The organism is Vibrio sp. 10N.261.55.A10, from assembly GCF_041470825.1.
GTDB classification, from domain to species: Bacteria; Pseudomonadota; Gammaproteobacteria; order Enterobacterales; family Vibrionaceae; genus Vibrio; species Vibrio crassostreae_C.
The window spans coordinates 136757-150666 of record NZ_JBFRNC010000050.1 but is presented as its reverse complement, the minus strand read 5'-3'; the positions used below and the strand labels follow the sequence as shown (position 1 = coordinate 150666).

The 13910-nt window shown below is 44.8% G+C and carries 10 protein-coding genes, 1 pseudogene and 1 other annotated feature; of the genes and pseudogenes, 3 read left to right on the top strand and 8 right to left on the bottom strand.

Going from position 1 to position 13910, the window contains the following annotated elements:
- Window positions 1-27: 27 nt before the first annotated feature.
- The 3 genes from thrC to thrA are packed head-to-tail and all read right to left on the bottom strand — an operon-like array spanning window position 28 to window position 4741.
- Window positions 28-1311 carry a threonine synthase gene (gene thrC, locus AB4274_RS15980; RefSeq protein ID WP_017059314.1) on the bottom strand — a complete coding sequence of 428 codons (1284 nt, stop codon included), beginning with the start codon at window positions 1309-1311 and terminating at the stop codon, window positions 28-30.
- Window positions 1308-2264, bottom strand: coding sequence for a homoserine kinase (gene thrB / locus AB4274_RS15975; protein ID WP_032545653.1), 957 nt, complete (start codon window positions 2262-2264; stop codon window positions 1308-1310). Before thrB ends, thrC begins: the two co-directional genes overlap by 4 nt.
- A 17-nt stretch (window positions 2265-2281) precedes the next feature.
- Window positions 2282-4741 carry a bifunctional aspartate kinase/homoserine dehydrogenase I gene (gene thrA / locus AB4274_RS15970; protein WP_017059312.1) on the bottom strand — a complete coding sequence of 820 codons (2460 nt, stop codon included), beginning with the start codon at window positions 4739-4741 and terminating at the stop codon, window positions 2282-2284.
- A gap of 29 nt (window positions 4742-4770) precedes the next feature.
- Window positions 4771-4889: a sequence feature (Thr leader region), on the bottom strand.
- Window positions 4890-5206: 317 nt separating this feature from the next.
- On the opposite strand from thrA, the gene AB4274_RS15965 reads away from it, so the two are divergent.
- Window positions 5207-5665, top strand: a complete 459-nt coding sequence (locus AB4274_RS15965; RefSeq protein ID WP_372112590.1) for a ribonuclease regulator — start codon at window positions 5207-5209, stop codon at window positions 5663-5665.
- Between the two features lie 112 nt (window positions 5666-5777).
- Here the strand turns inward: AB4274_RS15965 and AB4274_RS15960 are convergent, their stop codons facing one another.
- The gene (locus tag AB4274_RS15960) at window positions 5778-6263 is read right to left on the bottom strand and encodes a putative 4-hydroxy-4-methyl-2-oxoglutarate aldolase (RefSeq protein WP_017059310.1); all 486 of its coding nucleotides are present in this window, start codon (window positions 6261-6263) and stop codon (window positions 5778-5780) included.
- Between the two features lie 47 nt (window positions 6264-6310).
- Here AB4274_RS15960 and AB4274_RS15955 point away from each other — a divergent pair.
- Window positions 6311-6412: pseudogene (locus AB4274_RS15955) on the top strand (ribonuclease activity regulator protein RraA); the annotation flags it as partial.
- A gap of 429 nt (window positions 6413-6841) precedes the next feature.
- Window positions 6842-7558: a two-component system response regulator ArcA gene (gene arcA, locus AB4274_RS15950; RefSeq protein ID WP_004741534.1), complete on the top strand. Its 717-nt coding sequence runs from the start codon at window positions 6842-6844 to the stop codon at window positions 7556-7558.
- Between the two features lie 136 nt (window positions 7559-7694).
- On the opposite strand, the gene AB4274_RS15945 is transcribed toward arcA, so the two are convergent.
- From AB4274_RS15945 to AB4274_RS15930, 4 genes are all read right to left on the bottom strand, one after another.
- Window positions 7695-8138 (bottom strand): hypothetical protein, encoded by a 444-nt coding sequence (locus AB4274_RS15945; RefSeq protein ID WP_017062884.1) that lies wholly within the window; start codon window positions 8136-8138, stop codon window positions 7695-7697.
- A gap of 7 nt (window positions 8139-8145) precedes the next feature.
- Window positions 8146-10515 carry an aerobic respiration two-component sensor histidine kinase ArcB gene (arcB, locus tag AB4274_RS15940; RefSeq protein ID WP_017072313.1) on the bottom strand — a complete coding sequence of 790 codons (2370 nt, stop codon included), beginning with the start codon at window positions 10513-10515 and terminating at the stop codon, window positions 8146-8148.
- Between the two features lie 174 nt (window positions 10516-10689).
- Window positions 10690-12441 (bottom strand): diguanylate cyclase domain-containing protein, encoded by a 1752-nt coding sequence (locus AB4274_RS15935; protein ID WP_017059307.1) that lies wholly within the window; start codon window positions 12439-12441, stop codon window positions 10690-10692.
- A 91-nt stretch (window positions 12442-12532) separates the two neighbouring features.
- On the bottom strand, window positions 12533-13486 hold the full coding sequence (locus tag AB4274_RS15930; RefSeq protein WP_017059306.1) for a TIGR01212 family radical SAM protein: 954 nt from the start codon (window positions 13484-13486) through the stop codon (window positions 12533-12535).
- Window positions 13487-13910 lie beyond the last annotated feature (424 nt).

Here is a 13910-nt window from a genome sequence, read left to right as displayed (position 1 = left end):
TTTATTTGTTCGAAAAACAAATGGACGTTACGGTTGAACTCGACGAAGCACAGCTTTTAGCGCTTCAAAATCGTTATCAAGATCTTCAGACAACAATTCCATCGCCGCGTGTTTTGCTAGCGGGCCAGGCAGTTCGATATCAGAACCTAGGATGTCATCAACCACTTCTTTGAATTTCGCTGGGTGTGCTGTACACAGGAACAAGCCAGTTTCGTTCTCTTGCAGTTGCTCTTCCAGTAGACGGTAAGCAATCGCACCATGTGGTTCACATAGGTAACCTTGTGCTTTTAGGTCGCGAACTGACTCAGCGCTCTGCTCGTCAGATACTTTACCTTTGCCTAGTGTATCTAAGCCCCAACCTTTCAGTTGGCAAAGCTCTTCGATACGAGGCCAGTTGTTTGGTTGGCTTACGTCCATCGCGTTCGATGTTGTCGCAACAGTCGGTTTTGGATCCCATTGACCTGTTTCTAGGTAACGAGGAACAGTGTCATTTTCGTTAGTTGCTGCGATAAAACGCTTAACAGGTAGACCTAGCGCTTTAGCCAATAGACCAGCCGTTAGGTTACCAAAGTTACCACTTGGTACAGAGATAACGAGGTTTTCACGTTGCTCTTTAGTCAGCTGAGAAGCCGCCTCAAAGTAGTAACAGATCTGAGCCATTAAACGGCTGATGTTGATCGAGTTTGCCGAATTAAGACCGATCTCTTTACGCAGTTCAGCGTCATCAAATGAGTCTTTAACTAGAGCCTGACACGCATCAAAGTCACCATCAATCGCCACAGTGTGGATGTTCTTGCCAAGCGTACAGAACAGCTTCTCTTGCAGTGGGCTGATCTTGCCTTTCGGGTAAAGAATCACAACATTGATGTCTTCCATGCCGTAGAAAGCATGCGCAACCGCCGCACCAGTATCACCTGATGTTGCCGTTAAGATAGTGATTTGACCACCATCAGAAACAGCTGCTAAAGATTGAGCCATAAAGCGGCCACCGAAATCTTTAAACGCCAGTGTTGGACCGTGGAAAAGCTCAAGCGCGTAAACGCCGTCTTTTACTTGGTTGATTGGTGCAGGGAATTGGAACGCTGCATCCACCATTTGGTCGATCTGTTCTTTTGGTAATTCATCACCAATCAATGCCGACAGAATCTTTGAGCTACGAGGGACAAAGTCCTCTGCTAGCAGCGCATCGATATCATCAAACTTTGGCAGTTCAGATGGGAAAAATAGACCTTGATTACGGCCTAAGCCTTGACGAACGGCTTGGCCAAAAGAGACTTGTTCATCATTTTCTTTGATGTTGTACAGTTTCATAACTCACTTCCTGTAACGATCGAACCCTGCTTATCTAGGCGACAAACGTGAACGAATCCTTCTTCATTTTGTACGTAATTTTGTTCTAACCAGCGTGCAACACGCTCGGCGACATCTTGTTCTTTGCAAATGCTAAATAGAGTTGGACCACTACCAGAAATACCAGTAGCCAGTGCCCCAGCTGACAGCGCGTATTTACGAGCATCAGCAAACCCTGGAAGCAGTTTCTCACGATATGGTTCAGCGATCACGTCTTTGATCATCTTCGCCGCCAGTTCAGGTTGACCTGAATGACACGCGTGGATAAAGCCCGCTAAGTGACGACCATGAGCAATAATATCCTGACGACGATATTGAGATGGTAGGATCTCTCTCGCTTCAGCCGTTGAAACCTTAATACCCGGATAAGCCATTACCCAGTACCAGTCGTCAAAACACGGTACTTCTTGGCTGATGATGCCTAGCTCTTCAAGCATGAGCTGCACACCACCAAGGTAACATGGCGCAACGTTATCGTAGTGGATACCACCTGAAATCTTGCCTTCCATTTCACCCATCAGAGCAAGCAGTTCAGTTTCATTCAGGGGCTGACCGTGAAAACGGTTTAGCGCATCCAGTGCCGCGACGATTGAACATGCACTAGAACCCAAACCTGAACCGATAGGCATGTTCTTTTCTAGTGTCATTTCTAAAGGCTTTAGCGTAACGCCTTTTTTATCAAGCTCTCTCGAGAACACCACCCAGCAGTCGTAAACGATGTTTTCTTTTGCTTCAGTTGGCAGCTTAGAAACAAAGCTGCCTGCAGTTTTAAGTGAGAATGGTTCATCACCGGCTTTAACCATAACTCGGTCACCTAGCAGCGTGCCATCCACTGGAGACACAGCGGCCCCCAGCACATCAAACCCTACACTGACATTACCGATTGATGCAGGAGCATAAACGACAACATCCATATCACTTGAACTCATTCTTAAACTCCTAATTTCCAACCAAGAGTACGCATCACATCAGAGAATACGCCAGCAGCTGTTACTTCAGTACCCGCGCCGTAGCCACGCAGTACTAGAGGGATTGGTTGGTAGTAACGGCTGTAGAATGCTAATGCGTTCTCGCCATCTTTAATCTTGAACATTGGGTCGTCGCCATCAACAGCAGCGATACGAACCTTACACTTACCTTCAGCGATTTCACCCACATAACGAAGTACTTTACCTTCTTCTGCTGCGATAGCTGACTGCTCTTTGAAGTAAGCATCCGCTTCTGGTAGGCGAGCCATGAACTCTTCAACCGTACCTGAATCATCAAAACCCGGTGGCAGAGCTTGGTCTACTTCAACATCTTCAAGTTCAAGCGCCATGCCTGCTTCACGAGCAAGAATAAGCAACTTACGCGCCACATCCATACCAGATAGATCATCTCGAGGATCCGGTTCAGTGAAGCCGTTATCTTTTGCAATATTGGTTGCCTGGCTCAGTGTCATACCTTCATCAAGCTTGCCGAAGATGTAAGACAGTGAACCTGAAAGAATGCCGTTGAACTTCTCAAGTTCATCACCTGCAGAGATAAGGTTCTGTAGGTTTTCGATGACCGGTAGACCTGCACCTACTGTTGTCTCGTACATCAGCTTACGACGTGAGTTGCGTGCAACTTCACGAAGCTGATGGTAGTAAGCCATGCTTGCTGTGTTTGCTTTCTTGTTTGGTGTTACTACGTGGAAACCAGCCGCTAGGAAATCAGCGTACTGCGCCGCAATACCTTCGCTAGACGTACAATCAACCAATACTGGGTTGATGATGTGGTTACGTTGAACCAAAGCCGCTAAACGCGCTAGGCTGAACTCTTCAGTCGCACTCGACATGCGGTCACGCCACTGCTCTAACGGTAGACCATCGCTGTCTAGCAACAAACCTTTACTGTTTGCTAAACCACATACGCGAATCACGATGCCTTTTTCAGCCAGTTTGCCTTGCTGACGTTGGATCTGGTCAACAAGCTCGCCACCAACACCGCCGACACCCACAACGAATACATCTAGGAAGTGCTTAGAGTTAAATAGGTTCTCGTGACACGCTTTGATTGCTTCAGAGATTTTGTCTTCAGGGATAACCGCTGAAATAGCGCGCTCTGAAGAACCTTGAGCAATAGCAACAATGTTGACGTTCACTTCAGCTAAAGAAGAGAAGAACTGAGATGCTACGCCACGTGAAGTGCGCATACCGTCACCCACCAGCGTTACAATCGCAACGTCATCCATGAACTCAACCGGCTCTAACAGGCCATCTTTAAGTTCAAGTTCAAACGCGTCTGACAACACTTGTTTCGCTTTCACCTTATCAGCCGATTCAATACAGAAGCTGATGCTGTACTCAGAAGAAGATTGAGTAATAAGGACAATAGAAACGCCAGCAGAAGACATCGCGCCGAATACACGACTCGCCATACCTACCATGCCCTTCATGCCTGGGCCTGATACGTTAACCATGGTTAGGTCACTTAGCGTCGTAATACCTTTGATTGCTAGGTTATCTTCGCCAGTGTCTTGGCCAATCAAAGTACCTGCGCCTTGTGGGTTGAAGCTGTTTTTGATCAGACAAGGAATGTGGAATTGCGCAATAGGAGCAATGGTTTTCGGGTGTAGAACCGAAGCACCAAAGTAAGAAAGCTCCATCGCCTCTTGGTAGCTAAGAGACTTGAGCAGACGAGCATCATCAACTAAGCGTGGGTCACAGTTGTAAACGCCATCGACATCAGTCCAGATTTCACAGCAATCAGCACGTAGACACGCCGCTAACACAGCCGCTGAGTAGTCAGAACCATTACGACCTAGTGTGACTAGCTCACCTTTTTCATTACCCGCAGTAAAGCCAGGCATGATGTTAACGTGACCTTTAGGAAGTGGAGATTGTTGGAAGTTCTGAGTAGAGACATCCACATCGACCATAGCTTCAAGGTGATCGCCTTTAGCGTATAGGTATTGGACAGGGTCAATCAGGCTTGCTGGTTGGCCTTTCGCTTCCAGTACCGCTTTCATTAACTGGATAGAGATTCGCTCACCTTTACTGATGATGCGAGCATTAACGTGGTTCGGGCACATACCAAGTAGGTTGATGCCATTCACGAACTGCTTTAGCTGAGCAAGAGAGGTATCCACCTGCTCTTGAAACGCGGCACCATCGATAGAAGGCACGACCGCTTTGATCTCTGCAAACAGTGTGTTAAATGAAGATTCGATCTCTGTAATCTGTGCGTCAGCTTCACCATTTTTCAGTGCAGCTTCAATAACAGCGACCAACTTATTGGTTGTTTTTCCTGGAGCCGATAGTACAACGGCTAGCTCTTCTTGCTGGGCATTATTAGCGATGATATCAGCCGCTCGTAAAAAACGATCTGCATCAGCTAATGATGAACCTCCAAACTTTAAAACGCGCATCCCTTTCTCCATAAGTCATAAAAATGGTACAAAAAAAGGCCTGTATCTTGTTGGATACAGGCCTTTTTTTTAAAATCCGTTACTTAGCAGCCTGCCCCAACAATGTTAATGTCGGTAATAATAATGGTTGTGGTCATTACTAGGTGGCTTACGTGCTGCATATCAAATTCTCTGCTTGTGCTTTACTCTACGTGTATCAATTTTTACCACTGGACGTCAATGAAAAGTTGCGTTTTTTTTACATTCGCACCGTTTTTCAGAGCAAACCGTCATTTAAGGGATAAAACACCCTGTATAAACCTTCACTTAAGATACTGGATTTACTCATTGAACAGGCAAGAGTGATCAATCGCATACATAGTCATAACAAAATGCTATATCGATTGTGCAGCGAACGTACAAGTTCTGTGCTTTAATTGAACGATAACGTTCGAAGAACAATAATAATGACATCAGGAGTGGGAAATGAAGAGATTACTTATTCTTTTGGCTTTTGCTATGCCTGTTGTTTGTTCAGCGAATAGCTTGCCTCTACTACCCAGCCAGATCGATAGTTCTTCTCATAAATTCTTTATCTCCACACAAAACGCGTCGAGTGAAAGCTTCGATACTTGGAAGATAGACAGTGGCTACTCTTATAGCTTGTTTTCAGATGTAGATCTTTACGTCGGTACACGTATCAATAGTGCGGCACTGAAACAGGAAAGTGGATTCTTGAGTGGTGTCAGTTATCAGTTCTCAGAAAGAGTCTCTTTTAACAGTTTTCTACACACCTATAAAGACGAGACCGAAGACAATGAGAAATCGGTAGCCGCAGAGGTTTCCAGCCGAGTGCAACTAACAGATAACCTAGATTTGCATGCCACCCTTGATTATGAAGAGTGGCAGCAAGGTGTTGAGGTGGGACTAGGGTTTCGCTTTTAGTCTCTTTAGCTTGTTCTTTATTAACAGATTAGTGCGGATTGAGATCCAAACTTTTAGTGCATCACAAACCATTCCCCGTTCTAATCTATCAACGGCATTCAATTTGAGTCAGTTACGATTCAATTAACAGCTCAGATGAAATTAACACGCCATTCCAATCGGCATAAATGTAGTCACCAGGCTGAATCAGTTGATTATGTATAGAGAGTGTCACATTCACTTGGCCGACACCGCGTTTCTCTGTTTTGAATGGCGATGCACCTAACGCCTGAACGCCAAGGTCCATTTGCGACATCATGCCTACATCACGCACCGCACCGTTTACAATCACGCCTTCCCAACCGTTTTCTATCGCGAGAATAGCGAGTTGATCGCCAAGCAGCGCCTTCTGGCATGAGCCATTTCCGTCAACGACAAGCACTTTGCCACAGCCGTCGGTCTCTAAAACCTCGCGAACCTTGGAATTATCGTGATAACAACGAACTGTTACAATTTTTCCAAAGAACGCACCACGTTGGCCGAAGTTCTGCAATGGCATGTTCAGTAGGGTGACTTCGCTTTCAAACTCATCACACAAGTCGGGTGTTATATCGTGCATATATCCTCCGTGAGTAAGGCGTTACCGGTTATGTCAGGCTAGCCTCTATGCTTTTATATGTTATTAAAATTAATCCTTTGTTTTCATTGTTCTATGCTCAATTTATTACTCAATAAAAGTTGATTGAGCATATTTATCTACTAGACTCTTAGGACAGCTTTCAGCTTCCTTGGTTCATAATCCGGTCTTTAGCAGGCAAGATGTGCGAAGCATCTCGAATAATCATTCTTGTTTTGGTGCTAAATAGTCACCATAACATTGGTTAAGTTGTAGCCATACTATTAAAGTTTGTTGCGATACAGCAATTGATGTAAATCAACAAAGTGAATGGAATTAACATTCTCGCGTTGTTAGCATGCTGTTAACATTATAGAATCCACTCCAATCACTAAAAGAATGATTGAAAGGCGTACTGGATCTACGTTATTGGGCAATACTTCAAGGAAGGCAGATAGCTGGAAGTAAGTGTTTTTTTGAAAACTTTAAGTTATCATCAAAAATACATTACCTGTATGTTATGTTTTTGCCTAGAATTTATTCTATTAGCACAGTTTCGTCACAAATTTAGGTACCGCCAAATGCAAACCCCGCAGATTCTTATCGTTGAAGATGAGCAAGTAACTCGTAACACTCTAAAGAGTATTTTTGAAGCAGAGGGATATGCTGTTTTTGAGGCTAGCGACGGTGAAGAGATGCACCAAGTGCTATCTGACAACCAAGTTAACCTTGTAATTATGGACATCAACCTTCCAGGTAAGAATGGCCTACTACTTGCGCGTGAACTACGTGAGCAAGCAAACGTAGCGCTTATGTTCTTAACTGGTCGTGATAATGAAGTTGATAAGATCCTTGGCCTAGAGATCGGCGCTGATGACTACATCACTAAGCCTTTCAACCCTCGTGAACTGACTATCCGTGCACGCAACCTTCTGAACCGTTCAATGAGCACAAGCTCTGTTCAAGAAGAGAAGCGTAGCGTTGAGAAGTATGAGTTCAACGGTTGGGTACTAGATATCAACAGTCGTTCTCTGGTTAGCCCAGATGGCGAAGGCTACAAGCTACCTCGTTCAGAGTTCCGTGCTCTACTTCACTTCTGTGAGAACCCAGGTAAGATCCAAACACGTGCTGACCTTCTTAAGAAGATGACTGGCCGTGAGCTTAAGCCACACGATCGTACTGTAGACGTAACAATCCGTCGTATTCGTAAGCACTTTGAATCTGTTTCTGGTACGCCAGAAATCATCGCAACGATTCACGGTGAAGGCTACCGCTTTTGTGGTGACCTAGAAGACTAATTCGATTCGCGCCTCTTACCATTTAGCACTACTCACCAGTAAGTGTTTTGAACACTAGAAGCGTCATCAATAGTTATTAAAAAGGGAGAATGCCAACGCATTCTCCCTTTTTTATTGTTCTTAATTGGATAAGGTTTTAGTAAACCGTATCCACCTTAACGTCTTTCTCTACTAACCACTTCACGGTTTCGCCATCTTTAAGTTCCACCGCTACATCAACAGGCTTGTCGCTGTCGATCTCTAGCTGCCATACAAACGCGACTTCCCATTGAGTTTCACTGTGTGTTCTTAAATCAAGATCGTCAGCCGTTACCAACAAGGTGTCTGCACCCTGTTTAACCGTAACACTCTCAACCGCAAGCGTTGCTGGCAGTTGTGAATCTGACTCTAGGTAGATAGCACCATGTAGGGTCTTATCTTGAGTCTCGCCAATCGTTGGCATCTTGTTGTGCCAAAGGTTGCTTTTCATGGTAACTGTTGCTGCAGATACTTCGACTTGATTATCTTGCTGCCATTCTACTTGTGGCGCAGAACAACCCGCTAATGCCACTACACATGCGGCGAATGCTAATTTTTTCATTATTCTTCTACCTTTGATTTAACCAACTCTTTAAAACTTCAATGTCATTCTGGTATTCGTTATTTATCTCATCAACCCAATCTGAAATGTTCTCCCACCACGCAGGCAAATCTGGAGATTGAGCTTTCTGGGCAACTTGTTGGATGCGTTTCAGACCAATAGAACCTGCAGCACCTTTAATCTTATGTGCCTCAGAAACGATACTGGCTTTATCTTTCGCGACCATGTTGGAGTTCAATATTTCCATATACTCCGGCATCATATCTTCGAACATCGCGATGCTATCCAAAACCGGTTTCGATCCAACAATATCAACATAAGACTCTAGCATATCAATATCAAGCAAAGTGGTATCAATTTCTGAAAGAAAAGGCTTACTCGCGTCGACTTTATCAATGCTCTCAACCTTATCGGTGCCCGCTACCTTCTCAATTACCTCTGGTGCATCTTCGATAAGTTCACTGATGACATCTTGGATAGCTCGAACCGACAAAGGTTTACTGATCGCTTCGTCCATGCCTTTCTGGAAGTACTCTTGCTTGTTGTTTAATACGTTCGCAGTTAACGCCACCAAAGGCGGTAGCTGGCTGTATTTCTCGCGGTAGTATTGAGCAATATCGAAACCCGTCATATCTGGCAGTTGGATATCCAACAACACCAAATCATAGTCTTCAGGATTGAAAGCAATTTGCGCCTCTTTACCCGTCATCACGACTGTCACTTCATGGCCAAGGCTTTCAAGTAGAGAGCGAGCCACTGTGATATTGAGTTCAATGTCTTCGACCATAAAGATCTTAAGATTCGACTGTTTTCTTGGCGTTTTGATCAGAGCCTGAGTATCGTGATTCACTGGAACTCGAATCGAAACCGTAAAGGTACTGCCAAAGCCCTCTTCACTGATGACTTCAATGTGGCCATCCATCATATTAATTAGCTGTTGAGAGACAGCGAGACCAATACCCGTGCCGACAGCGTGCAAGTTGTCCGTGCCCGATTTCACCTGATAGTACATCGCGAAGATCTTCTCGATTTCACTTTCAGGGATACCAATACCAGTATCTTCCACTTCCATCGTAATGTTGGCAAAGTCACCATCAATGTCGGCGCTGACTGTCATCACCACTCCACCATCTTTGGTGAACTTCATCGCGTTACTAACAAGGTTCCACAGTACCTGTCTAAGACGAGTACCATCCACCTCAACAGCAGCTGGAAGATCAGACAATCTTTCTAGATCGAACCTTAACCCTTTCTGCTCAGCCATCAACGCAGAGATACTTTCGATCTCGACAACGAAATCTTCAAAGTTAATAGGCGTAGGGAAGAGTTCAAGCTTACGGCGGTCGAACTTATCCATATCAATAATATCGTTGAAGATATTACCCAGTGTCACCGCGCTCACCTTGATGGTTTGCATCTGCTTGCGCTGTTCGGTGGTCAGTTGGCTATCAAGCAGCATGCGGCTCAAGCCAATGATGCCGTTGAGCGGCGTTCTTAACTCGTGGCTAATAGTTGAGATAAAGGTGGTCTTATCGCGGCTGGCTTTTTCTAACGACTCTTGATGCTCTTTACGTTCAGTAATATCGCGGCCAAAACCAACCAAGCCCAAGTGACGACCATCTTTGCTGTAGAAAGGCACTTTACGCAGTTCGAAGTAACTCTTGCGGCCATCTGGGTATTCAAGCCATTGGTCATAAGTCAGTGCTTGGTTGTCAGCAAATACTTTCTTATCGGTTTCAACAACTTGCTGAGCGACCTCTTTACTGTAAACATCCCAAGGAGTTAAACCAACTAGCTCTTTTTCTGTTTTACCAGTGAGCTCTTCAACCGCACGGTTACAACCAGAGAACACACCATCTTCATTACGGTAGTAAATAAGGTCAGGCGAGGCATCGATAAACGAGCGTAACAGTGCAGTACGTTCTGCGAGTTCAAGCTGAGTACGCTCGCGCTGGAACACCTCGTTTTCGAGATCTTGCATTGCTTCTGCGCGCGCTTCTTCCGCTTTTTCACGCTCTTCAATTTCTTGATTAAGCTTCTCGATATTGAGCTGCATTTTATTGTTGAGTTCTTGGTCTCGCTCACGCATGTCGCCAAGTTTAGAGACCAATTTCGCTAACCTTTGACGTGATTCTTCCAACTGGTCCACGACCACTGACAGAAAATAAACCGCCCAAGGCGTGATCACTAAACCGAAGAAAACTGAACGGACAATGTCGATGTCATCAACATTGCCTTTGAGTGCAAGGGTGATACCGACTTGCACAACAACAGCGAGGGCAACAAGCGCTAGGGCGAGTAAGATAGAAAAGCGGACAATCCCCAGTTTTACGAGTAGATCCACGTAATACTGGGCAAGATTTTTCATGGGTTTCATTTAGCGCTCCATGCGATAAGACTAGCAACATTCTACCCTGTTTGAAGATGGGAGGTAAGCTAGCTACATCACACGCAGCAAGTGTTCAGCGGTAATTTCGAAGGTTAATTAACCAATACAAATACTAACTAAGCAAAAATAGCCGGGGATAATCAAATTGCCAATTTTATAGCGTTAGCGAATTGAGTATGGATGCACCATTGAACGGTTGCGACCGTCTGATTTCGCTTGATACAACGCACTATCAGCCAAGGCAACAGCCGATTCCATTTCATCATCAGGTGTAGGAATGTAAGAGATAATACCAATACTCACCGTGATGAATTCAGAGACTGTCGACTTCTCATGCGCAAGTTCCAATTTTAGGACTTCATCATGAATACGCTGCGCCACCAGCTGAGCACCTTCGGTCGTTGTATTTGGCAGAATAAAGCCGAACTCTTCACCACCATAACGAGCCACACAATCAGATGAACGATTCAACACCTGCTTAAATGCCTGAGAAACCTGAATCAAAGCATCATCGCCTTGTTGGTGTCCGTAAAAGTCGTTGTAGCCTTTAAAGAAGTCGATATCACATAGCATGATCGTCAGTGGCAGCTTCTCACGCACATGATAATGCCACAGTGTAGAGAGCTGTTCATCGAAACGACGTCGGTTAGACACTTTAGTCAGGCTATCCATAAAGCTGAGGCGTTCAAGTTCAAGGTTGGCTTCTTCAAGCTTTTGTTCTGCTAGATAACGCTCTGTAATATCACGCGCCATGATCAACACACCATTAGTGCTCGATGCTGGATCTCTAAACGGTGATTTGACTACATCATACCAAGTAAATGTTCCATCACTTGAGACCACTTTGTCGATATAACGCAGTGATTTACTTTGATGAAGCACTTGATGATCGGTTTCTGATATTCGCGTATAGATGCTATGTGGCACCACATCTTGTAAACGTTTACCGATCAAGTCACTGACTTCAGAGATACCCAGCGCAGCCACAAATGGTTTATTACACGCTTGATAAACCATGTTTTCATTAAAGATACCAATCGAGTCTGGGCTGGCCTCCAGGAGGTTTTGCAAGATGGTGTCACGCTGCGCAAGTGCCACTTCGGTATCTTTTCGCTTCTCCATCTCGCCACGCAGTTTCTGCTGCATGTCATGCCAATCGGTCACATCATGACTAATAGAGAGCGTGCCGATGGTTTCTCCATCTTGGGAAAGCAGCACACTTTGGTAGGTTTCAAGCAAGCAGCTTTTTCCATCTTGATCTGTAGTCCAAGAGCGTTCACTTACACGACCTTTTAATACTCCACCAGAAACACTCAGGGTGCCCTCTTCAGCACGACCATGCCAAAACTTTTTAAACGAGCGATTACTCGTCACTAACTGACCTTTCTGATCTTTCACGTAGATCAGCTCAGACAAAGAATCCAAAGCGGTACGAGCAACATTCAGTTCTCGAACTTCTTGGGACAGTTCTTCGTTAGTGTTTTTATAAGGTGAGGCGTGAATCATCCAAGCCTGCTTATTTCTAAAATGGATCTTACGACCGATCAAGTTGATCTTGAACGACTCAAATTCAGAAAGCGCCCACAGGGAGACCTGCTCGAAGGCTCGAGAGTTGATGTGGTTGGTTAAGTAGTGACGAAAGCTGTTCTCGCTTTCCACAGTAGGAAAGCGAAAATTAACACCGATTTGGCGGATACCAAGCAACTGCATGGCTTGGCGATTGGCATAGAGTATTTCGCCACTTCGAACATCAACAAAGTAGAGTGGCGACGGGGTAGCAAGTAGAAGCGTTTCGATATGCGACTGATAACGAGAATAGAGATGCCAGCAGATGAGAGCAATCAGCAATACAACAACGATATAAATACCGTAGCCATACGCCCTGTCCCACAACCAAGTCATTACCAGTTCCATTTACTCTCAATCTATACCATAAAATCTGCTAGGGAAATGTTACCACTATTTATTGGTTTTATCTGCTGTTACCTACAGTCACCCATTTCTATTAATTGGCCGCGTTTAAAACAGGCAACGTGTACTCGAATGCAGAGCCCGTTTTGATGCCCTGAGCACCGGTTTTATCCAACGAACGACCTATTTCAGTCATCGCTAACCAGCGGTTCTCACACCATAAAGGAGAAAGTAAGGTTGGGCGTCTCGCCGCTGAAGAAACACGGTGATAAACCACGTCCGCAGGCGTGCGTTGAATGATCTCACTCGCGATATCGATGTACTCTTCAAGGCTTGGGGCTTCTAGCTTTCCGGCCTTCCACGCCTTAGCCATGGTACTGCCCTCTACTATATGAAGGCCGTGCAGCTTAATACCATCGGTGCCAACGGCTAATACCTTGTCTAAGGTTTCAAGGTTATCCGCTTTGGTTTCTTTTGGTAGGCCAACAATCAGATGAGTACACACCTTGATACCTAAAGCGCGTGCGCGTTGGGTGATCGTTTCATACACCGCAAAATCGTGGCCGCGGTTAATTCGCTTGAGGGTTTTATCATTGGCGGTTTGCAGGCCAAGCTCGAGCCAAATCTCATAGCCTTGTTTAACGTAGCCCGCTAACAGATCCAACACCGCATCAGGCACACAGTCTGGTCGCGTACCAACACAAAGGCCGACGATCTCTGCACCGGGTGCTTTTAGCGCCTCTTCATACATATTCTTGAGCACTTGCACCTCAGCATAAGTGCTGGTGTACGCCTGAAAGTAAGCCAGGTACTTCTTGGCACGAGCAATCTCACCCGCACGATCTTTTAGCTGGTCAGCAATACTTTGAATTTGAGTTTGTTCATCGGCAAAGGAAGCCACGTTACAAAACGTACAACCTCCACGGCCAATTGTCCCGTCTCGGTTTGGGCAGCTGAAACCACCATGAAGCGTCAGCTTGTGAACCTTCTCGCCATAACGGCGTTGAAGGTCTTGGCCGATAGTATTGACCAACTCGTGTAATTGCATATTTTCAAAGCACTCAAGTAAATAAGAATGAATATCAGTCTTTTTTGAAAAAAAATTACATCCCTGCAAAATTCGACCAATTAGTTTACTCAAGGCTTTTTGCGAGCAACCTAACAAATATCAATAAACATGCAAAAAATCGGCTCTATTTGCCTAATGTTGCACATTTGTTAGGCATTAAATTCAAAATAAAACGAAAAAAATGGTCTACATGGGTCAACTTTCATTGCAATTCGCCTAGACAAAATTGTAGGATACTTACACATATTGGCTATTTTTGAGTATTTACTTACAACGAAAACTTGCTAATAAGTCGGTGATATCTAACTCCCACCTATATAAACCACTAGTTTGTGGTTAAAAATAAACAGGTATCACTAAGGATTGTTTTTCTCGCAATACTTTTTCTGCGAGATACGGAAAG

Coding starts and splice junctions, on each gene's coding strand:
- thrC (WP_017059314.1), bottom strand. CDS start 1,311: ATGAAACTGTACAACATCAAAGAAAATGATGAACAAGTCTCTTTTGGC.
- thrB (WP_032545653.1), bottom strand. CDS start 2,264: ATGGATGTTGTCGTTTATGCTCCTGCATCAATCGGTAATGTCAGTGTA.
- thrA (WP_017059312.1), bottom strand. CDS start 4,741: ATGCGCGTTTTAAAGTTTGGAGGTTCATCATTAGCTGATGCAGATCGT.
- AB4274_RS15965 (WP_372112590.1), top strand. CDS start 5,207: ATGAAGAGATTACTTATTCTTTTGGCTTTTGCTATGCCTGTTGTTTGT.
- AB4274_RS15960 (WP_017059310.1), bottom strand. CDS start 6,263: ATGCACGATATAACACCCGACTTGTGTGATGAGTTTGAAAGCGAAGTC.
- arcA (WP_004741534.1), top strand. CDS start 6,842: ATGCAAACCCCGCAGATTCTTATCGTTGAAGATGAGCAAGTAACTCGT.
- AB4274_RS15945 (WP_017062884.1), bottom strand. CDS start 8,138: ATGAAAAAATTAGCATTCGCCGCATGTGTAGTGGCATTAGCGGGTTGT.
- arcB (WP_017072313.1), bottom strand. CDS start 10,515: ATGAAACCCATGAAAAATCTTGCCCAGTATTACGTGGATCTACTCGTA.
- AB4274_RS15935 (WP_017059307.1), bottom strand. CDS start 12,441: ATGGAACTGGTAATGACTTGGTTGTGGGACAGGGCGTATGGCTACGGT.
- AB4274_RS15930 (WP_017059306.1), bottom strand. CDS start 13,486: ATGCAATTACACGAGTTGGTCAATACTATCGGCCAAGACCTTCAACGC.